Source organism: Extensimonas vulgaris (assembly GCF_003337425.1).
In the GTDB taxonomy this organism is placed as follows: Bacteria; Pseudomonadota; Gammaproteobacteria; order Burkholderiales; family Burkholderiaceae_C; genus Extensimonas; species Extensimonas vulgaris.
Genome location: NZ_QPJU01000010.1, coordinates 23,172 through 48,987 on the forward strand (window position 1 = coordinate 23,172; position 25,816 = coordinate 48,987).

Annotated in this window: 21 protein-coding genes and 1 pseudogene; 13 read left to right on the plus strand and 9 right to left on the minus strand. The window is 67.3% G+C overall.

Features of this window, described 5'->3' with window-relative positions; all coding sequences use genetic code 11:
• Window positions 1–81: 81 nt before the first annotated feature.
• The 6 genes and pseudogenes from mnmG to DFR45_RS12400 all read left to right on the plus strand — a co-directional run.
• Window positions 82–2,082, plus strand: a complete 2,001-nt coding sequence (gene mnmG / locus DFR45_RS12375) for a tRNA uridine-5-carboxymethylaminomethyl(34) synthesis enzyme MnmG (protein WP_114484057.1) — start codon at window positions 82–84, stop codon at window positions 2,080–2,082.
• Window positions 2,079–2,783, plus strand: a complete 705-nt coding sequence (rsmG, locus tag DFR45_RS12380) for a 16S rRNA (guanine(527)-N(7))-methyltransferase RsmG (protein WP_114484058.1) — start codon at window positions 2,079–2,081, stop codon at window positions 2,781–2,783. The genes mnmG and rsmG overlap by 4 nt, the downstream gene beginning before the upstream one ends.
• 48 nt (window positions 2,784–2,831) lie before the next feature.
• A complete protein-coding gene (locus DFR45_RS12385; protein ID WP_114484059.1) occupies window positions 2,832–3,602 on the plus strand; it encodes a ParA family protein in 771 nt (256 codons plus the stop codon).
• A 74-nt stretch (window positions 3,603–3,676) separates the two neighbouring features.
• A complete protein-coding gene (locus tag DFR45_RS12390) occupies window positions 3,677–4,219 on the plus strand; it encodes an RBBP9/YdeN family alpha/beta hydrolase (protein ID WP_114484104.1) in 543 nt (180 codons plus the stop codon).
• A gap of 15 nt (window positions 4,220–4,234) precedes the next feature.
• Window positions 4,235–5,251, plus strand: a complete 1,017-nt coding sequence (locus DFR45_RS12395) for a ParB/RepB/Spo0J family partition protein (RefSeq protein WP_114484060.1) — start codon at window positions 4,235–4,237, stop codon at window positions 5,249–5,251.
• Between the two features lie 100 nt (window positions 5,252–5,351).
• Window positions 5,352–6,095: pseudogene (locus DFR45_RS12400) on the plus strand (class I SAM-dependent methyltransferase); the annotation flags it as partial.
• Window positions 6,096–6,157: 62 nt separating this feature from the next.
• Here the strand turns inward: DFR45_RS12400 and DFR45_RS12405 are convergent.
• The 7 genes from DFR45_RS12405 to cydP form a co-directional block, all read right to left on the minus strand.
• Entirely contained in the window at window positions 6,158–8,875 is a 2,718-nt protein-coding gene (locus DFR45_RS12405) for a cation-transporting P-type ATPase (RefSeq protein ID WP_114484061.1), read from the minus strand.
• A 304-nt stretch (window positions 8,876–9,179) separates the two neighbouring features.
• The gene (locus DFR45_RS12410) at window positions 9,180–10,316 is read right to left on the minus strand and encodes an NAD(P)/FAD-dependent oxidoreductase (RefSeq protein WP_114484062.1); all 1,137 of its coding nucleotides are present in this window, start codon (window positions 10,314–10,316) and stop codon (window positions 9,180–9,182) included.
• Between the two features lie 192 nt (window positions 10,317–10,508).
• Entirely contained in the window at window positions 10,509–10,865 is a 357-nt protein-coding gene (locus DFR45_RS12415; protein ID WP_114484063.1) for a cyd operon YbgE family protein, read from the minus strand.
• A 31-nt stretch (window positions 10,866–10,896) separates the two neighbouring features.
• On the minus strand, window positions 10,897–11,019 hold the full coding sequence (gene cydX, locus DFR45_RS12420) for a cytochrome bd-I oxidase subunit CydX (RefSeq protein WP_114484064.1): 123 nt from the start codon (window positions 11,017–11,019) through the stop codon (window positions 10,897–10,899).
• Window positions 11,020–11,053: 34 nt separating this feature from the next.
• The gene (cydB, locus tag DFR45_RS12425) at window positions 11,054–12,190 is read right to left on the minus strand and encodes a cytochrome d ubiquinol oxidase subunit II (protein ID WP_114484065.1); all 1,137 of its coding nucleotides are present in this window, start codon (window positions 12,188–12,190) and stop codon (window positions 11,054–11,056) included.
• 36 nt (window positions 12,191–12,226) lie between these two features.
• Window positions 12,227–13,783, minus strand: a complete 1,557-nt coding sequence (locus tag DFR45_RS12430) for a cytochrome ubiquinol oxidase subunit I (protein ID WP_114484066.1) — start codon at window positions 13,781–13,783, stop codon at window positions 12,227–12,229.
• Between the two features lie 4 nt (window positions 13,784–13,787).
• Window positions 13,788–14,036 carry a cytochrome oxidase putative small subunit CydP gene (gene cydP, locus DFR45_RS12435; protein ID WP_114484067.1) on the minus strand — a complete coding sequence of 83 codons (249 nt, stop codon included), beginning with the start codon at window positions 14,034–14,036 and terminating at the stop codon, window positions 13,788–13,790.
• A 338-nt stretch (window positions 14,037–14,374) separates the two neighbouring features.
• Between cydP and DFR45_RS12440 the strand changes: the two genes are divergently transcribed.
• A complete protein-coding gene (locus DFR45_RS12440; RefSeq protein WP_114484068.1) occupies window positions 14,375–15,772 on the plus strand; it encodes a sigma-54 interaction domain-containing protein in 1,398 nt (465 codons plus the stop codon).
• 124 nt (window positions 15,773–15,896) lie between these two features.
• On the opposite strand, the gene DFR45_RS12445 is transcribed toward DFR45_RS12440, so the two are convergent.
• Window positions 15,897–17,075 (minus strand): AraC family transcriptional regulator, encoded by a 1,179-nt coding sequence (locus tag DFR45_RS12445; RefSeq protein WP_114484069.1) that lies wholly within the window; start codon window positions 17,073–17,075, stop codon window positions 15,897–15,899.
• A 191-nt stretch (window positions 17,076–17,266) separates the two neighbouring features.
• Window positions 17,267–18,625: an IS1182 family transposase gene (locus DFR45_RS12450; protein ID WP_114484070.1), complete on the minus strand. Its 1,359-nt coding sequence runs from the start codon at window positions 18,623–18,625 to the stop codon at window positions 17,267–17,269.
• A gap of 305 nt (window positions 18,626–18,930) precedes the next feature.
• On the opposite strand from DFR45_RS12450, the gene DFR45_RS12455 reads away from it, so the two are divergent.
• The 6 genes from DFR45_RS12455 (at window position 18,931) to DFR45_RS12480 (ending at window position 25,803) form a co-directional block, all read left to right on the plus strand.
• On the plus strand, window positions 18,931–20,661 hold the full coding sequence (locus DFR45_RS12455; RefSeq protein ID WP_114484071.1) for an AMP-binding protein: 1,731 nt from the start codon (window positions 18,931–18,933) through the stop codon (window positions 20,659–20,661).
• A gap of 14 nt (window positions 20,662–20,675) precedes the next feature.
• The gene (locus DFR45_RS12460; protein WP_114484072.1) at window positions 20,676–22,283 is read left to right on the plus strand and encodes a carboxyl transferase domain-containing protein; all 1,608 of its coding nucleotides are present in this window, start codon (window positions 20,676–20,678) and stop codon (window positions 22,281–22,283) included.
• Window positions 22,284–22,325: 42 nt separating this feature from the next.
• On the plus strand, window positions 22,326–22,667 hold the full coding sequence (locus tag DFR45_RS12465; RefSeq protein ID WP_114484073.1) for a type II toxin-antitoxin system VapB family antitoxin: 342 nt from the start codon (window positions 22,326–22,328) through the stop codon (window positions 22,665–22,667).
• Window positions 22,664–23,065: a type II toxin-antitoxin system VapC family toxin gene (gene vapC / locus DFR45_RS12470; protein WP_114484074.1), complete on the plus strand. Its 402-nt coding sequence runs from the start codon at window positions 22,664–22,666 to the stop codon at window positions 23,063–23,065. Before DFR45_RS12465 ends, vapC begins: the two co-directional genes overlap by 4 nt.
• Before the next feature lie 30 nt (window positions 23,066–23,095).
• The gene (locus tag DFR45_RS12475; protein ID WP_114484075.1) at window positions 23,096–25,204 is read left to right on the plus strand and encodes an acetyl-CoA carboxylase biotin carboxylase subunit; all 2,109 of its coding nucleotides are present in this window, start codon (window positions 23,096–23,098) and stop codon (window positions 25,202–25,204) included.
• A gap of 137 nt (window positions 25,205–25,341) precedes the next feature.
• The gene (locus DFR45_RS12480) at window positions 25,342–25,803 is read left to right on the plus strand and encodes a PaaI family thioesterase (protein WP_114484076.1); all 462 of its coding nucleotides are present in this window, start codon (window positions 25,342–25,344) and stop codon (window positions 25,801–25,803) included.
• Window positions 25,804–25,816 lie beyond the last annotated feature (13 nt).

Sequence of the window (25,816 nt, forward strand, 5' to 3'; positions counted from 1 at the left end):
TGAAGCCATTGACTGCCGCCGTACCGTCTTTCCCACATTGCGGGCCGTTCTTCTTTCTGCTTTGGCCCCGGAGTTGTTTGCATGTTGTACCCCCAGGAATTTGATGTGATCGTCGTCGGCGGCGGCCACGCGGGCACAGAGGCCGCGTTGGCTGCGGCGCGCATGGGCTGCCAGACGCTGCTGCTCACCCACAACATCGAGACGCTCGGGCAGATGAGCTGCAACCCCAGCATTGGCGGCATAGGCAAAGGCCACCTCGTGAAAGAGATCGATGCGCTCGGCGGCGCGATGGCCCTGGCCACCGACGAGGCGGGCATACAGTTTCGCATCCTCAATGCGAGCAAGGGCCCGGCCGTGCGTGCCACGCGCGCGCAGGCTGACCGCGTGCTCTACAAGGCCGCGATACGCCACCGGCTCGAAAACCAGCCGAATCTGTGGCTGTTCCAGCAGGCCGTGGATGACCTGATGCTCGAGGGCGATCGCGTGGTCGGCGCAGTGACGCAGGTGGGCATACGCTTTCGCGGCCGCACGGTGGTGCTCACGGCGGGCACGTTTCTCGACGGGCGTATCCACGTGGGGCTGGACAACTACCCCGCGGGCCGTGCGGGCGACCCGCCCGCCGTGCGGCTGTCGGCGCGCCTCAAGGAGCTGCAGCTGCCGCAAGGGCGCCTCAAAACCGGCACGCCGCCGCGCATCGACGGGCGCACCATAGACTTTTCGCAGTGCGAGGAGCAGCCCGGCGACGGCATGCCGGGTGGCGCCAACGAGGGCAAGCCGGTGCCCGTGTTCAGCTTCATGGGCCGGCCCGAGATGCACCCGCGCCAGCTGCCCTGCTGGATCACGCGCACCACGGCGCGCACGCACGAGATCATCCGCAGCGGCTTCGACCGCAGCCCCATGTTCACGGGCAAGATCGAGGGTGTGGGCCCGCGCTACTGCCCGAGTGTGGAAGACAAGATCAACCGCTTTGCCGACAAGGAAAGCCACCAGATCTTCCTCGAGCCAGAGGGGCTGAGCACGCACGAGTTTTACCCCAACGGCATCAGCACCAGCCTGCCGTTCGATATCCAGCTCGCGATGGTGCGCAGCATGCCGGGGCTGGAAAACGCGCACATCTTGCGCCCCGGCTACGCGATCGAGTACGACTACTTCGACCCGCGCGCGCTGCAAAGCAACTTCGAGACGCGCCAGATCCGCGGCCTGTTTTTCGCGGGGCAGATCAACGGCACCACGGGCTACGAAGAAGCGGCCGCGCAAGGGCTTTTCGCGGGCATCAACGCGGCCTTGCAGGTCAAGGGCGAGGCGCCTTGGCTGCCAGGGCGCGACGAGGCTTACCTGGGCGTGCTCGTCGATGACCTCATCACCAAGGGCGTGACCGAGCCCTACCGCATGTTCACGAGCCGCGCGGAGTTCCGCCTGCAGCTGCGCGAAGACAACGCCGACATGCGCCTGACCGAGGTGGGGCGGCGCATGGGTTTGGTCGATGATGCGCGCTGGGATGCGTTTTGCCGCAAGCGTGATGCCGTTGCCCGTGAAACCGAGCGCCTGAAGTCCACCTGGGTGAGTCCGCGCGTGCTGGCGGCCGAAGAATCCGAGCGCGTGCTTGGCAAGGCGATAGAGCGCGAATACAACTTGTTCGAGCTGCTGCGCCGCCCGGGCGTGGGCTACGAGGCCCTGATGTCGCTGGATGGCGGCAAGTACGCGAGCAGCGAGGTTTCACGTGAAACGCTCGGCGAATTGAGCGCACCTGTGATTGAGCAGGTCGAAATCGCCGCCAAGTACGCAGGCTACATAGACCGGCAAAAAACCGAGGTCGAACGCGCCGCGTACTTCGAGAAGCTGCGCCTGCCCGCCGACATCGACTACATGCAGGTCACCGCGCTGAGCTTCGAGGCGCGCCAGGCGCTGATGCGCCATCGGCCCGAGACTCTGGGCATGGCATCGCGCATCACGGGCATCACGCCCGCGGCGATTTCGCTGCTGCTCGTGCACCTCAAAAAAGGCGGCTTCAAAGGCTTTGGCGCCGAGCCGCGCGCGGCCGAGGAAGGTGTGGCGACCGTACCGAGCGGGCAGGCCGCATGAGCGCCCCGGCACGCGCGCGCCTGCGCGAAGAGCTGCTGGCGGGCGCGGCAGCCTTGCAACTCGAACTCGATGCAGGGCAAGCCGATCAGCTGCTGGACTACCTTGAGCTGCTGCAAAAGTGGAACAAGGTCTATAACCTCACCGCGGTGCGCGACCCTGCAGAAATGCTCACGCACCACCTGCTCGACAGCTTGGCCGTGATCGCGCCGCTGCGCCGGCACACGCAAGGCCGCGCCCTGCGCCTGCTCGACGTGGGCTCGGGTGGCGGCCTGCCGGGCGTGGTCGTGGCGATCTGCTGCCCCGAAATCAACGTGACCTGCGTCGATACCGTGGCCAAAAAAGCCGCGTTCGTCCAGCAGGTGGCGGTGAGCTTGCGGCTTGCGAACCTGCATGGCTTGCACGCGCGCGTGGAAACCTTGCGCGCAGAGCAGGGCGGCGGCTACGACGTGGTGTGTGCACGCGCTTTTGCGCGCCTGGCAGACTTCGTGCAATGGTCGCGCGCGGCGCTGCGGCCGGACGGCGTGTGGCTGGCCATGAAGGGCAAGCACCCGGCCGACGAAATCGCCGCGCTGCCGCCCTGGGCGGAGGTGTTTCACGTGGAACCGCTGCAGGTGCCGGGGCTGCATGCCGAGCGCTGCATCGTCTGGCTGCGCGAGCGTGCGCAGGCGGTGCAAGCCGGCGCCCCAGGCGTGGCTTGCTAGACTTCAGCCCCCGCACGCATTTCTTCTCAGCAGCCGCAGATCGACCCCATGGCCAACATTTTTTGCATCGCGAACCAGAAGGGCGGGGTGGGCAAGACCACCACCACCGTGAACCTGGCCGCCGGCCTGACTCAGATCGGCCAGCGCGTGCTCCTGGTCGATCTGGACCCGCAGGGCAACGCCACCATGGGTTCGGGCGTGGACAAGCGCGGCCTCACGCTGTCGGTCTATGACGTGCTGCTCGAATCCGCAGGCGTGCGCGAAGCGGCGCAGCGCGCCCCTGCGGGCGGCTACGACGTGCTCGGCGCGAACCGCGAGCTTGCCGGCGCCGAGGTCGAGCTCGTCGCGCTCGCGCAGCGTGAACGCCGCCTCAAGGCCGCGCTTGCGCAGGTGGCGCCAGACTACGACTTCGTGCTCATAGACTGCCCACCGTCACTGGGCCTGCTCACGCTCAACGGCCTGTGCGCGGCGCACGGCGTGATCGTGCCCATGCAGTGCGAATACTTCGCGCTCGAAGGGCTCAGCGACCTGGTCAACACCATCAAACAGGTGCACGCCAAACTCAACCCCGACTTGCAGATCATCGGCCTGCTGCGCGTGATGTTCGACCCGCGCATCACCTTGCAGCAGCAGGTCAGCGAGCAGCTCAAGGGGCATTTCGGCGACAAGGTGTTCGACACCGTGATCCCGCGCAACGTGCGCCTGGCCGAGGCGCCGAGCTACGGCCAGCCCGGCGTGGTGTTCGACCCCGCGGCCAAGGGTAGCCAGGCGTTCGTAGAATTTGCGCGCGAAATGGTCACGCGCGTGCAGCGCCTGTGACCCTGCGGGCTTACCAAAATAAGAACGAAATTGGCCTCCAGCCCTTATCCATCAAGCGCAAGCAGCTACTGAAGATGAAGCAATCTCCGCACGTCCTGCTGCTGCCGGGCTGGCAAGGCTCGGGGGCCGATCATTGGCAAAGCCACTGGGAGCGGCGCTATGGCTTCGTGCGCGTGCAGCAGCATGACTGGCAGCGCCCCTTGCGCGGCGACTGGACGGCGCGGCTCGAAGAATGCGTGCTCGATGCGTCTGCGCCGGTGGTGCTCGTGGCGCACAGTCTGGGCTGCATCCTCACGACCTGGTGGGCCGCGCATTCGCGCCACACGGCGCGCGTGCAGGCGGCGCTGCTCGTTGCGCCGCCCGACATGGAGCAGCCCGAGTTGGCCGCGCAGCTGCCGGGTTGGGTGCCGATGGCGCGCAATCCCTTGCCCTTTACCACCTGGCTCGTGGCCAGCCGCGACGACCCGTATTGCAGCTTTGCGCGCGCGCAGGCGCTCGCGGCCGACTGGGGCGCGCGCCTGATCGACCACGGCGCCTGCGGCCACATCAACGCTGAATCCGGGCTGGGAGCCTGGCCCGCGGGCAAGGCCTTGCTCGATTCTTTACTGGCAGTCTGAAGAACTATTTCCACCATGGTCACGAAAAAACCCAAAGGACTGGGCCGCGGCCTCGAGGCGCTGCTCGGCCCCGCGCTCGGGGAAGCGCCCCAAGAAGCCGCCGGCCAGCCCGCGAGCCTGCCGCTGGCCGCGCTGCTGCCCGGCGCCTACCAGCCGCGCACGCGCATGGACGAAGGCGCGCTCTACGAGCTGGCCGAGAGCATCCGCGCGCAGGGCGTGATGCAGCCGGTGCTCGTGCGCCCGCTGGCCGATGCACGCGCGCAAGAGCGCCTTGCCGCGCAGCGCAGCGCCGCCGGCGCGATGGCGGCTACCAATGTTGGTATGGCTGACGGCGCAGGGCAGGGCGCCGCCGCGCCGCAGGCCGAGGTGACGGGCTCTTACAGCGGCCCCTGGTACGAAATCATCGCGGGCGAGCGGCGCGTGCGCGCGGCGCGCATCGCGGGGCTGGACGCCGTGCCCGTGCTCGTGCGCGACGTGCCCGACGAGGCCGCGGCGGTGATGGCGCTGATCGAAAACATCCAGCGCGAAGACCTGAACCCGCTCGAAGAGGCGCAGGGCCTCGCGCGCCTGGTGAGCGAATTCGGCCTCACGCACGAGCAGGCCGCGCAGGCCGTGGGGCGCTCGCGCAGCGCCGCGAGCAACCTGCTGCGCCTGCTCAACCTCGCCGAGCCCGTGCAAACCCTGCTCATGGCGGGCGACATCGACATGGGCCACGCGCGCGCGCTGCTCGCGCTCGACCGCGCCACGCAAATCACCGCGGGCCACCAGATCGCCGCGAAAAAACTCTCGGTGCGCGAAGCCGAGGCGCTCGTGAAAAAGCTGGCCACGGCCGCCGACGCCACCCCGGCCGCGACGCGCGCGCCGCAAAAATCGGGCGACTGGTTGCACGTGGAACAAGAGCTGTCCGACCTGCTCATGGCCACGGTGACGATACGCCTCAAAAAGCGTTCCGCGGGCGAACTCGCGATCTCCTTCGGCTCGCTCGACGCGCTCGACGGCTTGCTAGAGCGCCTGCGCGGCGGGCAGGGCTGAGAGGCGGAGCAACGCGAGCCCCAGGCGTTCCGCCCCGCGCCTCAACCTTCCGCTGCTAGCTGCCGCCGCGCATCCGCGTTTCGCCACCGCAACCCCCACCATGCTGTCGCGCCTGCTCCCCTGGCCCCTGCCGGCACTCCTCAGCTGGCTTGGCGCATGGATTCTGTTCACGCAGCTGCAGCGCTGGATGGCGCCCACGCCCGCGCTGCTTGCAGCGTGTGCGTTCGGCGTGCTGGCCAGCGTGCTCGGCAACAACTGGTGGCGGCGCGCGCTCATCGCTGTGGGCTTTCCGCTCGCGCTCGCACTCAGTGGAGCATTGGCATTCGCCCCCTGGGCCTGGCTGCTGCCGTTGGGTGCGTTGCTGCTCGTCTATCCGCTGCACGCCTGGCGCGACGCACCCCTGTTTCCCACGTCGGAAGGGGCGCTGCTGCACCTGCCCGCGCACGCGCCGCTCGAACCCGGTGCTGCGGTGCTCGACGCCGGCTGCGGCCTGGGCCACGGCCTGTGGGCGCTCGCGCAAGCCTACCCTTTGGCGCGCATTCATGGTATCGAGCGCAGCCGATTGCTGCACGCGCTGTGCGCGCGCCGCTGCCCCTGGGCGAGCGTGCAGCGCGGCGACATGTGGCAAGCCCATTGGGGCGCGTACCAGCTCGTTTATCTGTTTCAGCGCCCCGAATCCATGGCCCGCGCCGCCGCCAAAGCGCAGGCCGAGATGGCACCCGGCAGCTGGCTCGTGAGCCTGGACTTCGCCATTCCCGCAGTTCAGCCCAGCGCGCGTTTGCGCACGGCAGGTGGGCGTATGCTGTGGATTTACCGCTTGCCGCTGCGTGCCGATGTGAGCGCGGAGTCCATGAAAAGCGTTTGTGAGAATGAGGTCATCGTCCCCTCGAACGAGCGGTTGGATCCTCAGGAAGCTCTGCGGTCATTGCGGCCACTAAGCGCCAGCCGCATCTGCTTTTCCACTTCGACGAGGGCGAAGAACACCGCCCCGACCGCGACGATCAGCACGCCGTCCCAGAAGGGGATCGCGGTGGTGCCGAACACACCCTGCAACGGCGCCAGGTAGGTGATGGCGAACTGCGCCGCGGTCACCGCGAGCAGGCAGCCCCACATCACCGGCGTGGCGCGCACCGCCGCCCAGGTCAGCGAAGTGCTGTGCATGCGGCGGATGAAGAACAGGTAAAAGATTTCCAGCACCACCAGGGTGTTGAGGGCCATGGTCTGGGCCAGAGCCTCGGAATGGCCGCGGTCGGTGGCGTAGCTGTAGATGCCAAACACCGCGGCCACGACCAGCGCCGTGGTCAGCACGATCTGCCAGACCAGCTGCCCGGTCAGCAGGGGCTCGTGGCGCGGTCGCGGCGGACGGCGCATGGTGCCGGGTTCGGTGGGTTCGAAGGCCAGCGCCAAGCCCAGGGTGACCGCCGTGATCAGGTTGACCCACAGAATCTGCAGCGGTGTGATCGGCAGCGCCAAGCCGGCGAGCAGCGCCAGCAGCAGCGTGCCCGCCTCGCCGCCGTTGGTGGGCAGCGTCCAGCTGATCACCTTTTTGATGTTGTCGTAGACGGTGCGGCCTTCGCGCACGGCGGCGGCGATGGAAGCGAAGTTGTCGTCGGCCAGCACCAGATCGGCGGCTTCCTTGGCCGCCTCGCTGCCCCTCTGCCCCATGGCAATGCCGGCGTCGGCGCGCTTGAGCGCCGGGGCGTCGTTGACGCCGTCGCCGGTCATGGCCACCGTCAGTCCGCGCGCCTGCAGCGCGGTGACCAGGCGCAGCTTGTGTTCCGGCGAGGTGCGGGCAAACACGTCGGTCTCGACGGCGGCGTCGGCGAGCGCGGCGTCGTCCAGGGTTTCGAGGTCGTTGCCGGTGAGCACCCGCTCGCTGTTGCGCAAGCCGATCTGGGCGGCGATGGCGCGCGCCGTGGCGGCGTGGTCGCCGGTGATCATCTTGACGCGGATGCCGGCGGCGTGGCACTCGGCCACCGCCTCGATGGCCTCCGGCCGCGGCGGGTCGATCAGCCCGACCAGGCCGATCAGCGTCAGCCGGCCGTCGAGGTCGGCGGTGTTGAGCACGGTGTGTTCCTGCGGCACGGCGCGCATCGCCAGCGCCAGCACCCGCTGGCCGGCGCCGGCCAGCTGCTCGACCTGCGCGTGCCAATGGCCGGGATCGAGCGGCACCGGCTCAGCGCCGGCACCGAGCTGGTCGGCGCACAGCGCCAGCACCGCCTCCGGAGCGCCCTTGACGTAGATGCGGGCATGGCCTTCATGGTCGTGCACCAGCACCGCCATGTAGCGGTGCGCGCTGTCGAAGGGAATGGCGTCGGTGCGGGTCCATTCGGCGCACGGCTGAGGGCCCTCGCCGGTCAGTTTGCCGGCCAGGGCCAGCAGCGCGGCCTCCATTGGGTCGCCCTCGGCGCGCCAGCCGTCACCGGCCTGATACAGCGCCGCGTCATTGCACAGCGCCGTGGCGCGGGCGGCCTCGATCAGTACGGGATCTTCAATTGCCCGCACCGGGGCTTGTCCCAGCCACACCGTGCCTTCAGGCGCATAGCCGTCGCCCTCCACCGCATAGACCTCGCCGGCAGCGGCCAGCGCGGTGGCGACCATCTCGTTGCGGGTCAGGGTGCCGGTCTTGTCCGAACAGATCACCGACACCGAGCCGAGCGTCTCGATGGCCGGCAGCCGGCGCACGATGGCGTTGCGCCGCGCCATCGCCTGCACCCCCACGGCGAGCGTGATGGTGAGCACCGCCGGCAGACCCTCGGGGATGGCCGCCACCGACAGGCCGACCGCCACCATGAACAGCTCGCCGAACGGCAGGTGCCGGATGAAATAGCCGTACAGCAGCAGACTGGCCGCCACCAGCAGGATGAACGCGCTCAGCCAGCGGGCGAAGCTATCCATCTGCTGCACCAGCGGCGTGGTCAGCGTCTCGACGCGGGACAGCATGCCGCTGATGCGACCGATCTCGGTATTGGCGCCGGTGGCCACCACCACCGCGCGACCGGTGCCGGCCACGACCAGGGTGCCGCTGAACAGCATCGCGCTGCGGTCGCCGAGCGCGGCATCTTCCGGACAGGGCGCGACGCTCTTGTCCACCGGCACGGACTCGCCGGTGAGGATGGCCTCCTCCACCTTGAGGCCGCGTGCTTCGAGCAGGCGCAGGTCGGCGGGCACGCGGTCGCCGGCCTCCACCAGCACGATGTCGCCCGGCACCAGCTCAGCGGCGTCGAGGCTCTGGCGGTGGCCATCGCGCAGCACCGCCGCGCGCGGCGCCAGCATGTCGCGGATCGCCGCCATGGCTTGCTCGGCGCGGCCTTCCTGGATGAAGCCGATGACGGCGTTGATCACCACCACGGCCAGGATCACCCCGGTATCCACCCAGTGCGCGAGCAGCGCCGTGACCACCGCCGCGCCCAGCAGCACATAGATCAGCACATTGTGGAAATGCGCCAGGAAGCGCAACAGCGGATGGCGCTGCGGCGGCTCCGGCAGCCGATTGGGGCCGTACTGCTGGCGCCGCCGTGCCGCTTCGGCGGCGTCGAGACCCGCCGCGGTCGTCTGCAGCCGCTCGAGCACCTGCTCGGCGGTCAGGGCGTGGAAGGGCGTCTCATTGCGAACGCTACTCATAGGCTACTCCTCGGGCGCGGATTGATCGGTTCAGGGAGTCTTTCGAAGCCAAGCCCTTCGAGGGCGCGCACTGCGGCAAGGCCTGAAAGGCGTGGCAACTTGGGCATTCTCAGCCACGCTGAAGGTGGTGGTCAGGGGATGGCCTTCGAGATCCGGGGGGAACTCCGGAAATAGAGCGCCGTGGCCTTGCGCAAGTTGGCACTGATTGCCGCCGCCCGGCACCACTGGCCGGTGCGGTGAACGAACCCTCGCACAGACGCCAAGCGAGCGTCAAGCGAGCGCCCCGACTGCTTGTAGCCTGCCCTCAGCGATACTGCCGCAAATACATCCACTCGAACGCGCGCTTGGCCCAGTGCATGAGGCGCAGCGGCGGTAGCACGATGTTGCGCTCGGGCGTGCGCCAGACCAGCGTGCCGTGGTTCAGCGCGTCGATGATGCACGCGAGCTCGACCTTGAAGGTGGCGGTCTGCGGCGCGCCGCGCAGGCCCGCGAGCAGGTTTTGCGCGGCGGCTGCCGCCTGCAGGTCGGCCATGTGCGCCTGCTTGGGCATCCAGTCGGGGCCGGGAAAGCTGCCCGAGTCGCCCACCACGTAGCAGTGCTCCCAGCCGGGCACGCGGCACTGCGCGTCGGCCTGGATCAGCCCGCCGGGCGAGCGCGGCAGCGTGGTCTGGTCGAACCAGGCGTTGCCTGTCATGCCGGGCATGAACAGGATCAAATCGGCGGCGATCGCGCCACCCTCGGTCAGCACCTGCTGCGGCTCGAAGCCGCGCAGCTTGTGGCCCAGGTGCGTGCGTATGCCGCGCGCAGCCATCAGCGCGAGCAGGCGCGGTACGGCCTTGCCACCCAGGCGGGCGCCCGGCTCGGTCGAGGGGTTGAAGAACACGAGCTCGAACTGCCCGCGCCGGCCCTCGCGCCGCAGCAGCGTGTCGAGGCCGAACAGGTACTCGAACATCGGCCCGCCGCGCATCGCGCTGGGCTCGTTCGGGTTGCCGGCAAAGCCGATGGCGATGGTGCCGCCGCGCATCGCACGCAGGCGCTCGCGCACCTGCTCGGCCGCGGCCATGCCCTCGCAAGGGACGATCGCGTGCTCTATGCCGGGCAGCTTTTTGATGAAGCGCCCGCCCGTCGCGATCACGAGCGCATCGTTGGCCACGTCGCCCGCGCTCGTGTGTACCACGCGCCCGCCGTCCTGCAGCCCAGTCACCTCGGCGGCCATGTGCTGCACGCCCATGCGCGCAAAAAAGCCCTGCAGCGGCACCACCAGCTGCTCGCGCCGGCGCAGCCCGCTCGGAATCCAGATGCTGCCCGGCAGGTAATGCAGCTCGGCGCGTGGCGCCACCAGCGTAATGCGGGCCTGTGGCGCGAGCCGGCGCAGCGCGCGCACCGTGGAGAGCGCGCCAAAGCCCGCGCCAAGAATGCAGATCGAAGGAGGCTGGGTCATGGTATCGAGGCGGTAGAAAAATTGGAGCTAGGAGCCTGTCGGGCTTTGGGCGTCGAAAGCGAGAATGTGCCCCAGCGAGACCAGTTTTTGCCGGATTCGCCGCCCCATAGCGGGACTATGGGGCAAGAAGACGGTAAAAAATGGGCCGCTGCGGCGCATTCGCAGCCGACGATTCCAAAGTCCGACAGGCTCCTAGAGCATAAAACGAAGCGCCGCGGCCAGCCCCAAGGCCAGCGTACAGGCCGGCCCCGAAAACAGCACGCGCCACGGCCAGGCGCGCGGCACGAAGCCCACGCCGCGCACCAGGCCCGCACTCATGGCCCACAGCAGCAGCATGGCCAGGCCATGGTCGGCGCGGCCCGCGGCGTCGGTGAACAGCAACGGGTAAGCGCTGCCCACGAGCATGATGGCCAGCCCCACGAGCAGGCAGGGCCAGTGCAGGCGCGTGCCGGCAGGCTCGGGCTGGAGAGGGCGCTTTTGCGCATCCCCCTTCGCACCCGTATGTGCATCCGTCGGTGCGCCGTCGGCTTTCAGAGAATTTTCAGTCATTTAGGCATCTAACGCAGCTGGGGCAAGCGCTTCAAGCTTCTGAATCAGGAGCATGCGAGGCGTTGCGTGCCTCTTCGTTTTCGCCCCACATGGCGTTCAAAATGGCCAGCAGCACGGCAAAGCCGACGCCCAGCATCCAGGCAAAGTACCACATGTTTCTTTCCTTCCTTGGGTGGAGATGGCGGGGCTCAATAGGCGCCGTGTTCGTTTTCGCGAATGTACGCAGCGGTGACCTTGCCGCGCATGACGCTGTAGGCCCAGCCGGTGTAGAGCACGATCAGCGGCATGAAGATCACGGTGGCCCAGAACATGATGCCCAGCGTGAGGTGGCTCGAGACGCTGTCCCACACCGTGAGGCTCGCGGCGGGCATGCTGCTCGAGGGCATCACGAAGGGGAACATGCTCGCGCCTGCGGTGCCGATCACGCCCAGCAGCGCGAGCGCTGAGGTGACGAAGGCGCACAGCGTGCGGCGCGCGCGCAGCAGCATGGCGGTGAGCAGTGCGCCGCCCACGCCCAGCGCGGGCAGCAGCCACAAAAGCGGCTGGCGCGCGTAGTTGGCCATCCACGCGCCGGCCTCGCGCACCACGGTTTTGGTCAGCGGGTCGGGCATGGCGCCGGGGTCTATGGGCGAGGTGATTTTGTAGCCCGCGATCGACTGCAGCCAGAACCCTGCCGCAATGAAGGCCAGCACCATGACGATGGCCGCGCCCGTGGCGCCGCGGATGGCGCGCGCCTGGATGTCGCCTTCGGTGCGGTGCGCGAGGTAGGTGCCGCCGTGCATGGTGATCATGGCGCTCGAGACCACGCCCGCGAGCAGCGCGAACGGGTTGAGCAGCTGCCAGAAGCTGCCGCTGTAGCTCGGCACCATTTGCGCGTCGAACTGGAACGGCACGCCTTGCAGCAAGTTGCCAAAGGCCACGCCGAAGATCAGCGGCGGCACGGCGCCGCCGACGAACAGGCCCCAGTCCCAGGTTTTGCGCCAGGTCGGGTGGTCGATCTTGCTGCGGTAGTCGAAGCCCACGGGGCGGAAAAACAGCGCCCACAGCACGGCGAGCATGGCCCAGTAAAAGCCGCTGAACGCCGTGGCGTACACGAGCGGCCAGGCGGCAAAGATCGCGCCGCCCGCGGTGATGAACCAGACCTGGTTGCCGTCCCAGTGCGGGCCTATGGTGTTGATGACCACGCGCCGCTCCAGGTCGTTCTTGCCGACGAAGGGCAGCAGCGTGCCCACGCCCATGTCGTGGCCGTCCATGATGGCAAAACCCAGCAGCAGCACGCCCACGAGCAGCCACCAGATGATTTTGAGGGTTGGATAGTCGATCATGTTTTTTCTCCTCGGTTCGTCAGGGTCATCTGCGGCTCAGGCATGGACGGGCTCGTTGGCGTAGCGGCCCGTGCCCAGGCTGCCCGGCCCCAGGCGCGCGTACTTGACCATCAGGAACATCTCGACCACAAGCAGCACGGTGTAAAAACCCACGAAGCCGGCGAGCGAGCCCCACAGGCTTTGCACGCTGAGCGTGGACACGCTCAAGTGCGTGGGCAGCACGCCGTAAATCGTCCACGGCTGGCGCCCGTACTCGGCCACGAACCAGCCGAGTTCACACGCGATCCAGGGCGCGGGCAGCATGAACAGGGCCCATTTGAGCAGCCAGCGCTTGCGCATGCACTCACCTTTGAGCGTGCTCCAGAAGGCCGCGGCAAACAGCGCGAGCATCAAAAAGCCCAGCCCGACCATGATGCGGAAGGTCCAGAACATGGGCGTGACGCGCGGAATGGTGTCGTTCACCGCGCGTTCGATGATCTCGGGCGTGGCCTGGTTCACGTCGCTGACGTATTTGCGCAGCAGCAGGCCAAAGCCCAGGTCAGCCTTGTGCGCCTCGAACACCTTGAGCGCCACGGTGTCGTGCGCATTTTTGCGCAGCGCTTCGAGCGCGTTCACGGCGACGATGCCTTGCGTGATGCGCGCGCGGTTGCGCTCCTTGATCTCGGCGATGCCGGGAATCTGCTTGCTCACCGAGCGCGTGCCGATCAGGCCCATGAGCCAGGGGATTTCGATTTCCCAGTCGTTCTTCGCCTCGGCCTCGTTGATGCCAGCGATCACCTTCAGGCCCGCGGGTGCGGGCTCGGTGTGCCACATCGCTTCGAGCGCAGCCATTTTGGTCTGCTGCGCTTCGCCCACGGTGTAGCCCGACTCGTCGCCGAGCACGATCACGCTGAGCACCGAGGCCAGGCCAAACGCCGCCGCCACGCGAAAGCTGCGCTTGGCAAACTCCACGTCGCGCCCGCGCAGCAAGTACCAGGCCGAGATCGACAGCACGAACATCGCGCCCGTGACGTAGCCCGCCGACACCGTGTGCACGAACTTGGCCTGTGCGTCGGGGTTGAACACCACGTCCCAGAAGCTCGTCATCTCCATGCGCATGGTCTGGAAGCTGAACTCGGCGCCCACGGGGTTCTGCATCCAGCCGTTGGCTATCAAAATCCAGAGCGCCGAAAGGTTGGTGCCCACGGCCATGAGCACCGTCACGAGCAAGTGCTGCGTGCGCGAGAGGCGATCCCAACCGAAGAAGAACAGGCCGATGAAGGTCGATTCGAGGAAGAATGCCATCAGCCCCTCGATCGCCAGCGGCGCGCCGAAGATGTCGCCCACGTAGTGCGAGTAATACGCCCAGTTGGTGCCGAACTGGAACTCCAGCGTGATGCCCGTGGTCACGCCCAGCGCAAAGTTGATGCCAAACAGCTTGCCCCAGTAGCGCGTCATGTCCTTCCACACCACCTTGCCGGTCATCACATAGACGCTCTCCATGATGACCAGCAGCCACACCATGCCCAGCGTGAGCGGCACGAAAAGAAAGTGATACATCGCGGTGGCAGCAAACTGCAGCCGCGATAAATCCACGAGTTGTTCGGAAACCATAGAGTCACTCCTTGGAAGGCTTTGAAAGCATCGTGCCCGCTGCGCTGGGGGCGGCATCGGTGGCCGCATCGGTGGCCACACCAGGCGGCACTTGCTGCGCGGCCACGGCAGCGGCATCTACCGCCACGCGCTGCTCGCGCACGAAAAACCACCACAGCGCGATGAGCACCAGCAGCTTGAGCAGCACCGCCACGGTCAACTGGCGCAGCAGCCGGCGGTCGGCAGCGCGGGAAGATGGTAGTGCACGGGTCATGTAATTTGTATGGCAATTGCCATGCCAGCGGCAAGGCAGGGCCTATCTCTCGAGAATTCAATGACTTACATCAAGCCATGCCACCCATGCCCTGCCAATCACAGAACTTTGGCGGCACATTGGCAGACATTGACCGCCATTTGACAGAGAACTGGCAGAAAATTGGCAGACCATGGGCTCCTGCGGCTGCGTCTTGACAGCCGCCGCGGTACCGCCCGCCTGTTTGCGCCCATTGTGCACACGGCTTACGCACATCGGGGTGAGGCAAGGCGTTCGCCCCATGGCAAAGCACCTCGCTGCACCCTTGTTTGCGTAAGTCCAGATCCAGAAAGCCCGCCATGGAACCCACGCCTACACCCGCGCCCGAACTCGTGGCCTTTCTCGAAGAACTGCCCGAGCCGCATATCGTGCTCGATGCGCACTACCGCATCCGCGCGGCCAATGCCGCATACCGGCGCAAATTCGGCGCGGCAGCGGGCGTGCTGGGGCGCCCGTGCTACGAGGTTTCGCACCACTTTTCCGAGCCCTGCGACCTGGCCGGCGAATCCTGCCCGCTCGCGCAGGCGCGCACGAGCGGAGGGCGCGCGCGTGTGCTGCACCTGCACCATACGCCAGGCGGGGAGGAATACGTGCAGATCGAGCTCGCCCCCGTCTCGGGCAGCGCCGCGCAGCCGCAGCTCTTCGTCGAAAAAATGGCCACGTTGCCGATGGCGCAGGCGCAGCCTGCCGAGCAGGGGCTGGTAGGCCGCGCGCCCGCGTTTCAGCAAATGCTCGCGCTGCTCGCGCGCGTGGCGGGCGCACCGGCGGCGGTGCTGCTGCTGGGCGAGACGGGCACGGGCAAGGAACTCGTCGCGCGCGCGCTGCACCAGGCCAGCCCGCGTGCGCAGCGCGCCTGGGTGCCGGTCGATTGCTCCAGCCTGCCCGAGACGCTGTTCGAGTCCGAACTCTTTGGCCACGAACGTGGCGCCTTCACCGGCGCCACGCATGCGCGCCCCGGTCTGGTCGATGCGGCCACTGGCGGCACGCTGTTCCTCGACGAGGTGGGCGACATCCCGCTCGCCATGCAAGTCAAGCTGCTGCGCCTGCTCGAATCGGGCACCTACCGCCGCGTGGGCAGCACCGAGCTGCGCCAGGCCGACATCCGCGTCGTTTCGGCCACGCACCGCGACCTGCCGCGCATGGTGGCCGAAGGGCGCTTTCGCGAAGACCTGTTTTATCGCCTGAGCAGCTTCCCCATCCGCCTGCCGCCGCTGCGCGAGCGGCGCGAGGACATCCCTTTGCTCGCGCAGGCGCTGCTCGAGCGCGTGGCCGCCCCGCGCAAGCTGCGGCTCAGCGAGGATGCGCTGGCGCTGCTGCAAGCACAGCCCTTTCCCGGCAACGTGCGCGAGTTGCGCAACCTGCTCGAGCGCGCCGCCCTGCTGTGCGACGGCGCCGCACTCGAGGCCGCGCACGTGCAGCAGGCGCTGGCCTGCGGGCTGGTGCCGCCTGCGCACAGCAGTGCACCGACGTCCGCACCCGTGCCCTCAGCGCTTGTGCCCGCAGCGCCTGCCCCAGCGCTGCCGCCAGCGCTGCCGCCAGCAACCCGGCCAGCGCCCCGCAGCGCGCAGGACTGGGCGCAACTGATCGCCGAACACACGGGCCCACGCGCCGAACTCGCCGCGCGCCTGGGCATCAGCGAGCGCACGCTCTACCGGCGCCTGCGCGCGCTGCGCGGGGCAGGGCGGCCGGCAGCATGAGCGGCTTTTCAGCCAGCGGTTGCAAGCCAGCGCGCGTGTAGGGTTCCGGCACTCTCCCTGCACCCAATAATCTCCCCAATCATTGGCCTTGCTCGTCGGCAAAAGCACACGATGACCCCCGCGCTCACCCATTGGCCTGCTCCCCCCGCCGCCGAAACTCCGCGGGCGATTGGCCCGTCCAGGCGCGGAAGGCGCGGATGAAGCTTTTTTCGTTCGCAAAGCCCGCCGCGGCGGCGATTTGCTTGATCGGGCGGCGGCTGCGGTGCAGCAGTTCCAGCGCGCGGGCGCGGCGTACTTCGTCTTTGAGGGCTTGCAGCGTCGCGCCTTCTTCCTTGAGCTGGCGGTGCAGCGTGCGTGGCGAGATGTGCAGCAGCTCGGCGAGTGATTCGGCGCTGTGCATGGGCAGCGGCGCGGGCATGGGTGCTGCCGGCTGGCCCGCGGGTGCGGCGCTGCTAGCGCCCGGCAAAGGGGCGAGCGCGCCAAGCAACTGGCGCACGCGCTGCACCAGCAGGCGGTCGCGCCGGTATTGCCGCACGGTGAGCGGCAGCGCGTGCTGCAGCATCTGGCACAGCGCGGCCTCGTCGCGGCGCAGCGGCAAGGCGAGGTAGCGCGCGTCGAAGTGCAGCGCGGTGCGCTCGGCGTCGAACGCCACGGGGCCCGGAAAGAGCACGGCGTAGGCGTCGGCGTGCGGCGGTGCGGCATAGGCAAACTGCGCACCCAGCAGCGGAATGCGCGAATCGATGTACCAGCAGGCAAGGCCGTGGATGTTGCGCAGCACCGAGACCAGGCAGAACTCGCGCAGCGCGGCGGGGATGCCGCGGCCACTTTCGCGGCCGTTTTCGGTGATGCCGAGCGTGGCCACGGCGCCGTCCGTGTGCAGCGCCAGCGTGATGTCGTCGGTCAACAGGCCGTGGTGGCGGCACCAGCGGCGCAGCGCCACGTCCAGGCTCGCGGCGCTGTTGCTCGCGCGCGCGAGCATGCCGTAGCTGCCCCAAGGCAGGCGCCGGCTGAACCAGCCAAGCGCCTCGTCGTCGAGCTCGCGCATCGCGGCTTCGGAGATGCGCTCCATCTGCCAGGCGGTGATGCGCGCGCCGTCGCACTCCAGCAGTTCAGGCGCGATCTGTGCCTGCGCGAGCGCTTTGGCGGGGCTCAGGCCGCGCTGCGCGTAGGCCAGCGCGATCGCGCGCACGAAGGCGATGGGCGTGGCAGCGACGGGGGCTTGGGCTAGCAGCCTGTCGGACTTTGGAATCGTCGGCTGCGAATGCGCCGCAGCGGCCCATTTTTTACCGTCTTCTTGCCCCATAGTCCCGCTATGGGGCGGCGAATCCGGCAAAAACTGGTCTCGCTGGGGCACCTTCTCGCTTTCGACGCCCAAAGTCCGACAGGCTCCTAGCAGCCTGTCGGACTTGAGCCGACGAACGGGGTGAATCCGAGCTGAAATCGGCTGAAATGGCTGTTTTTGAGCGAAAAACGCACTTTTCCCCTTGTTTTTCCCTACGCAAGACGCAATACGGCCAGGCGCTTCAAATTCCACGCCAGGCAAACCAGCGTCCACTCGCCCGCGACTTGCTCCAAACCGCGCAGTGAGAACTGGCGAAAGCCCAGCACTGACTTGATGATGCCAAACACCGGCTCAACGGTTTGCTTGCGCAGCGCGTACAGCGCCCGACCGGCTTTTGTCTTGAGCTTGTGCGCCATCACCTGCGCGGGCGTTGCGTCCTCGGGCAGGGCTGCAGGCTCGCTAAAACGCGCCAGCGGCGTTGGATGGTGTTCGTCCCGTTTGACGGCAATGAAGGGGTCGATGTTTTTCGCTTGGCAGGCTTGCACGTTCTTGGCGCTGTAGTAGCCCGTATCGGCCAGCAGTTGCTTGGCCTGACCGAGCGCTGGCGCCAGCGCTGCGATGCGCTCGAGCATGGGCTGCACTTGCTCTTTGTCGTTGCAGGCCTGCGTGACGCTGGGTGCGACGATGAGCATGCTGGCGGTATCGACGCCAGCCTGGGCGTTGTAGGCTTGCTCGAATCCGCCGCCGGCCACCGGCATGATGCGCGATTGCTCATCGGTGAGGTTGATCTGGTCTTGGGCCCGGGGCTCAGCACTGGGCGCCTTGGGCAGTTTGCCCCGGGGTTTCTTGCCGGTTTCCTTGGCCTTTTGTTCACGCTGCGCCAGCTTGGCTTGGTATTCGGCCTGTTCTTTGTCCAAGCGCTTCTTGGCGCGCTCTTGGATCTTGGCTTTTGCCGCTTCCATGGCCTGGAGCCGATCCTGGCGCCGGGCGATTTCCTCTGGCAGGCTCATGCCATCGGGGAGTGCAGATTGATCGGCTTGCTCGGCCATTTGCAGCAGCGAGTCGACTTCTGCCCTGAGCTGGATTTCCAGCTGTTCGATGCGCCCCAGGGATAGGGCGCTGTGGCGCGAGGCGTTGGCTTTGATCTTGGTGCCGTCCAGGCTGATCGTGCCCAGCTTGAGCAGTTTCATCTCTTGCGCCAGCTCCAGCACTTGCACGAAGAGGCCCGCCAACTCGCCAAGAAAGCGCCGGCGAAAGTTCGCCAGGGTGTCGTGGTCTGGGTGGGCGCCAGCCGCAATGAAACGAAACGCCACCGAGTCATAGGTGGCTCGCTCGATCTTGCGGCTCGAAAACACGCCGGTGGCATACCCATAGACCAGCAGGGACAGCAGCATGCAGGGGTGATAGGCTGCACTGCCTCGCCCGCCATAGGCTTTTTCCAGCGCGCTTACATCCAGGCGGTCGACCACTTCGACGATGAATCTGGCCAGGTGGTCTTGCGGGAGCCATTCGTCCAGCGAGGGTGGCAGCAGGTACCCAGTCTGGCGGTCAATACTTTGAAAGCGGCTCATCTGTCGGCAGGGTTGGGTGGCAATGCCCAGATTATCCCAGCTGGGCTGCTTAAGTCCGACAGGCTGCTAGACCGCGGGCGCGCGGGGAGGGCTCGGCGGCGGTGGAAACCGAGGTCGCAGCGGGGGCGTGGGGCTGGCCGGAGTGGGGCGGGCGCATGGCGTGGCTGGCATGGCACGATTTGCAACCATTGTGGCACATGGGGTGCGCGCGGGCGTTCTATGCTCGCCTTGCCTGTTCGGGCCGGTTGGTCGTTCGTTTTGGTCTTTTGGTGTTTGCGGCCCGCGCGTTTTTTCGGAGACATTCCATGCCTGCAAGTTCTGCCACCCCTACGCCCCTCACAGCCAGCATCGCGCGCGGCGCGACCGACGTGCCTTTGATCGAGCAAACCATAGGCGCGCTGTTCGACGCCGTGACCGCGCGCCAGCCCGATCACGAAGCGCTGGTCAGCGTGCACCAGCGCCGCCGCTACACCTACCGCGAGCTGCAGACCGAGGCGCGGCGCCTGGCGAGCGCCCTGCTCGGGCTGGGCCTGCAGCCGGGTGACCGCGTGGGGATCTGGTCGCACAACAACGTCGAGTGGACGCTCACCCAGCTCGCCACCGCCATGGTGGGCATGATCCTCGTGAACATCAACCCGGCCTACCGCACCGCTGAGCTCGAATACGCGCTCAACAAGGTGGGCTGCAAGGCGCTCGTGACCATGGCGCGCTTCAAGACCAGCGACTACCTGGGCATGCTGCGCGAGCTCGCGCCCGAGTGGGCGCACGGCGAGCCCGGCCGCCTCGAGGCGCAGCAGCTGCCGCACCTGCACACCGTGGTGTGGATAGACGCGCCGCACCAACAAGCCGTGCACGAGCCTGGCATGCTACGTTTTTCAGAGCTGCTTGCGCGCGGTGATGCTGGCGATGCGCGTGTTTCGACCATTGGCGCGCAGCTGCGCGCGACGGAGCCGATCAACATCCAGTTCACGAGCGGCACCACGGGCTTTCCGAAGGGCGCGGCGCTGACGCACCGCAACATCTTGAACAACGGCTTTTTCGTGGGCGAGTGCATGCGCCTCACGCCCGCCGACCGGTTGTGCGTGCCCGTGCCGCTGTACCACTGCTTCGGCATGGTGATGGGCAACCTCGCCGCATTCACGCACGGCGCGACGGTGGTCTATCCGAACGACGCCTTCGAGCCGCTCACGGTGCTGCAGACCGTGCAGGACGAAAAATGCACCGTGCTGCACGGCGTGCCGACCATGTTCATCGCCGAGCTCGACCACCCACGCTTTGCCGAGTTCGACCTCTCCACGCTGCGCACCGGCATCATGGCGGGCTCGCCCTGCCCCACGGCGGTGATGCAGCGCGTGGTGCGCGACATGCACATGGAGCAAGTCACCATCGCCTACGGCATGACCGAGACCAGCCCCGTGAGCTGCCAGAGCAGCGTCGATACGCCGCTGGAAAAGCGCGTGGCCACCGTGGGCCAGGCGCAGCCGCACCTGGAGGTGAAGATCATCGACCCCGACACCGGCGCCATCGTGCCGCCGGGCCAGTCGGGCGAGCTGTGCACGCGCGGCTATTCGGTCATGCACGGCTACTGGGACGACCCCGAGAAAACCCGCGAAGCCATAGACGCCGAGGGCTGGATGCACACGGGCGACCTTGCCACCATGGACGCCGAGGGCTACGTGAACATCGTCGGGCGCATCAAGGACCTGGTGATCCGCGGCGGCGAGAACGTTTACCCGCGCGAGATCGAGGAATTCCTCTACCGCATGCCGCAGGTGCAGGACGTGCAGGTGGTGGGCGTGCCCGACCCCAAATACGGCGAAGAGCTGTGTGCCTGGATCGTGCTCAAGCCCGGTCAGACGCTCAGCGAGGACGAGGTGCGCGCGTTCTGCAAGGGGCAGATCGCGCATTACAAAATTCCCCGTTACATTCGCTTCGTGCCCGAGTTTCCGATGACGGTGACGGGCAAGATCCAGAAGTTCAAGATCCGCGAGGCCATGGCGCAGCAGCTCGGGCTGCAAGAGGCCCGCACCGCCTGATAAAGAAAGCAGCCATGAGCATCCTCTCCACCCAACTCAACCCGCGCTCGGCCGAATTTCAGGCCAACGCCGCGGCCATGCGCCAGCTGGTGCAGGACTTGCAGGCGCAAGTCGCCAAAGTCGCCGAGGGCGGCGGCGAGGCCGCGCGTGCCAAGCACGTGGCGCGCGGCAAGCTGCTGCCGCGCGAGCGCGTGCAGATGCTGCTCGATGCGGGCACGCCGTTTCTGGAGCTCTCGCCGCTCGCGGCGCTCAATGTCTACAACAACGAAGCGCCCGGCGCCGGCCTGATCGCGGGCATCGGGCGCGTGAGCGGCATCGACTGCATGATCGTGTGCAACGACGCCACCGTCAAAGGCGGGACCTACTACCCGCTCACCGTGAAAAAGCACCTGCGCGCGCAAGAAATCGCGCAGCAAAACCGCCTGCCCTGTATCTACCTGGTCGATTCGGGCGGCGCCAACCTGCCCAACCAGGACGAGGTCTTCCCCGACCGCGACCACTTCGGCCGCATCTTCTACAACCAGGCGAACATGAGCGCGCAGGGCATCGCGCAGATCGCCGTGGTCATGGGCTCGTGCACCGCGGGCGGCGCCTACATGCCCGCGATGAGCGACGAATCCATCATCGTGAAGAACCAGGGCACCATCTTCCTGGGCGGCCCGCCTCTCGTGAAGGCGGCCACGGGCGAGGTGGTGAGCGCCGAAGACTTAGGGGGCGGCGACGTGCACACGCGCCTGTCGGGCGTGGCCGACCACCTCGCGCAAAACGACCTGCACGCGCTGCAACTGGCGCGCAACGCGGTGCGCAATTTGAACCAAAAAAAGGCCCCATGGCCCGCCGACATTGCGCCGCAAGCTCCTAAATTCGATGCACAAGAACTCTACGGCGTGATCCCCACCGACACGCGCAAACCCTTCGACGTGCGCGAGATCATCGCGCGCATCGTCGACGGCAGCGTGTTCGACGAGTTCAAGGCGCGTTTCGGCACCACGCTGGTGTGCGGCTTTGCGCACATCGAGGGCATGGCCGTGGGCATCGTCGCGAACAACGGCATTTTGTTTTCCGAGTCCGCGGTGAAGGGCGCGCACTTCATCGAGCTGTGCTGCCAGCGCAAGATTCCGCTCATCTTTTTGCAGAACATCACGGGCTTCATGGTCGGGCGCAAGTACGAAAACGAAGGCATCGCGCGCCACGGCGCCAAGCTCGTCACGGCGGTGGCCACGGCGGCCGTGCCCAAGTTCACGATCATCATCGGCGGCTCTTTCGGCGCGGGCAACTATGGCATGTGCGGCCGCGCGTACAGCCCACGCTTTTTGTGGATGTGGCCGAACGCGCGCATCAGCGTGATGGGCGGCGAGCAGGCCGCGAGCGTGCTAGCCACCGTCAAGCGCGACGGCATCGAGGCCAAGGGCGGCAGCTGGAGCAAAGATGAAGAAGAAGCCTTCAAAGCCCCGATCCGCCAGCAGTACGAAGTGCAGGGCCACCCCTACTACGCCACCGCGCGCCTGTGGGACGACGGCATCATCGACCCGGCCGACACGCGCCGCGTGCTCGCCCTGGGGCTCGCCGCGACGCGCAATGCGCCGATTGGTGAAACGAAGTTTGGCGTGTTTCGCATGTGATGTGTATGATTTGAATAATTTATACACACAGGAGCGATAACCATGCGCACCAACATCGACATCGACGACGAACTCATGGCGCGTGCCATGGAGGCGGGCGGCTTCAAGACCAAGCGTGAGGCCGTGGAAGAAGGGCTGCGCCTGATCGCGCGGCGCAAGGTGTATGAGGGTTTGCTGGCTTTGCGCGGGCAGTTGCATTGGGACGACTCCGATGAGGGCTGGGCGCAATACCGCAAAGAACTCGAGGCCGCTGGGGCACTCGGAACGCTCGAAGGCGCACCAGGCCACAGCGTGCAGGAGCCGCCAGGGCCTTGGAGCTCGACCTCTGCCGACAGCCAGTCGGATGTGAAAAAAGACGAGCAGAAGCAAGGCGGTGCCACGTGATCCTGGTCGATTCGAGCGTCTGGATCGACTTTTTCATGGGCGCCCAGAATCCGGCCACGCGCCAGCTCGTGCGCCTGCTTTCGGACAGGGCTTTTACGCTGGGCAGTGCCGACCTGGTGATCTACGAGGTGATGCGTGGATTTCGCCCGGGCAAGCTCATGCGCGAAGCCCAGTCGCTGCTGACGGCCTTGCCGCAGGTGAGTCTCGGCGGCCTGGACAACGCGCTCGAGGCTGCGACGCACTACCGCGCCTTGCGCGCCCTGGGCCACACCATCCGCAGCCCCATCGACGTGCTGCTCGCAAGCTACTGCATCACCCACGGCCATTTGCTGCTGCACCGCGACGGCGACTTCGATGTGCTCGAAACCTTGCGCGGCCTGCGCGTGTGGCGGCACTGAAGCTTTGAGAACTATTTTGGAAGTGACACCATGTTTGAAAAAATCCTGATCGCCAACCGCGGAGAGATCGCTTGCCGCGTCGCCGCCACGGCGCGCCGCATGGGCGTGAAGACCGTCGCCGTGTATTCGGACGCCGACGCGCGCGCGCGGCACGTGGCTGTGTGCGATGAAGCCGTGCACATCGGCGCCAGCGCACCCAAAGACAGCTACCTGCGCTGGGAGCGCATCATCGAGGCGGCCAAGGCCACGGGCGCGCAGGCCATCCACCCGGGCTACGGCTTTTTGAGCGAGAACGAGGCCTTCGCGCAGGCCTGCGCCGATGCGGGGCTGGTGTTCATCGGCCCCTCGCCTGCGGCGATCAAGGCCATGGGGCTCAAGGCCGGCTCCAAGCAGCTCATGGAAAAGGCCGGCGTGCCGCTCGTGCCCGGCTACCACGGCGCCGACCAGGACCCGGCGCTGCTGCGCGCCGAGGCCGAGCGCATCGGCTACCCCGTGCTCATCAAGGCGAGCGCGGGCGGAGGCGGCAAGGGCATGCGCGTGGTGCAAAAGGCCGAGGACTTTGCCGCGGCGCTCGCCTCGTGCCAGCGCGAGGCGCGCAGCAGCTTCGGCGACGACGCGGTGCTGATCGAAAAATACGTGCAGCGCCCGCGCCACATCGAAATCCAGGTGTTTGGCGACACGCTGGGCAACTATGTCTATCTGTTCGAGCGCGACTGCTCGGTGCAGCGCCGCCACCAGAAGGTGCTCGAAGAAGCGCCCGCACCCGGCATGACGCCCGAGCTGCGCGCGCGCATGGGCCTGGCTGCCGTGGCCGCGGCGCGCGCCGTGCAGTACGTGGGCGCGGGCACGGTGGAGTTCATCGTCGAGCAGCCCGGCGGCTACGCGCACCCCGAGCAGATGCAGTTCTACTTCATGGAAATGAACACGCGCCTGCAGGTCGAGCACCCGGTGACCGAGGCCATCACGGGGCAAGATTTGGTCGAGTGGCAGCTGCGCGTGGCCGCGGGCGAGCCGCTGCCCTGCCGCCAGGAAGACCTGCGCATCCAGGGCCACGCGATCGAGGCGCGCATCTGCGCCGAAAACCCCGACAACGACTTCCTGCCCGCCACGGGCGCGCTGCAGGTGCTGCGCCTGCCTGCGTGCACGCAGTTCGAGCCGGCGCCCGCGCGCGGCCCCGCGGCCGGCGTGCGCGTGGACGCGGGCGTGCGCGAGGGCGACGCGATCAGCCCGTTTTACGACTCCATGGTCGCCAAGCTCATCGTGCACGGCGAAACGCGCGCGCAGGCGCTGGCACGGCTCGATGCGGCGCTTGCGCAGACGCACATCGTGGGTCTGACGACGAACGTGCAGTTTTTGCGCCGTGTGGTGCGCAGCACGGCGTTTGCCAAGGCGCAGCTCGACACCGCGCTGATCGAGCGCGAGCGCGCCGCGCTGTTCGGGCAAGAGCCGCTGGGCCTGCCGCTGGCCGTGGCCGCGGCCGTGGCAAACACCTTGCACAGCGAGCGTGCGCATGAAGACGCCGACCCCTTCAGCCGCCGCGACGGCTGGTGCACGCACGGGCTTTACGAGCGGCGCTTTGCGTTCGAGTTCGGCGGCAGACCCGCACGCGCGCAGCTGCGCTATCTGCACGATGGCGCCTTGCACCTGCGCGTGCAGGGTGCGCAGGTGGGCAGCGACGCGGACGCGGATGCTGCAGGCGGGGGCGGCAACCCCGCCGCCGAGCTGCCCGAAGTCGCGGCCGGTACGCTGGCATTTGCGCCCTTCGAGAATGCGTCCGGCACGCTGGAGCTGCAGTTCGCGGGCGAGCGCGTGCGCGTGAACGTGTATCTGCGCGGCGAAGTCGCGCACATCTTCAGCGCACGCGGCGCAACGCAGATCACCGCGCTCGATTTGCTCGCGCACGCCGGCGAGGACGCGAGCGAAGGCGGGCGCCTGAGCGCGCCCATGCCGGGCAAGGTGGTGTCGTTTGCAGTGCAGCCCGGCGAGCGCGTGCGCAAGGGCCAGCCGCTCGCGGTGATGGAAGCCATGAAGATGGAGCACACCATCGCCGCACCCATGGACGGCGTGGTGCAGGAGCTGCTCTACGCCCCCGGCGACCAGGTGGCCGAGGGCGACGAGCTGCTCAAGCTCGGCGCCTGAACCCACTCGAAAGTTCGCAAAATTTGCCATCGAAACAGGAGCTGCCAGCGCTTGATTATTGAGCGCTGGAAGCACATTCGACTACATAAAAATCGGTATCAAAACAAGAGCAAACCCTGACCCCAAGGAGACCCCCCATGAGCACCCCCGAGTTCCAACCGCAAATTCCCCACTTCGTCGAGCGCGTGCGCAGCAACTTCGCGCGCCAGGGCGCGATGCGCACGCTGGGCGCGCGCCTCACGCACATCGCGCCGGGCGCGGTGGACATGGAGTTCGACTGGGCCGAGGGGCTCACGCAGCAGCACGGCTTCATCCATGCGGGCATGGTGTCGGCGGCGCTCGACTCGGCTTGCGGCTACGCGGGCTACACGCTGATGCCCGAAGAAGCCGCCGTGCTCACCGTCGAATTCAAGATCAACCTGCTCGCGCCCGCGCGCGGCGAGCGCTTTCGCATGCAGGGGCGCGTGCTCAAGCCCGGCCGCACCATCACCGTCTGCGAAGGCCGCGCGTATGCCAGCGCGAACGGGCACGAAAAGCTCTTTGCCACCATGAGCTGCACGCTGATGGCGCTGATCGGGCGCGAAGGCGTGCGCGACTGATCCTCATCCCTCG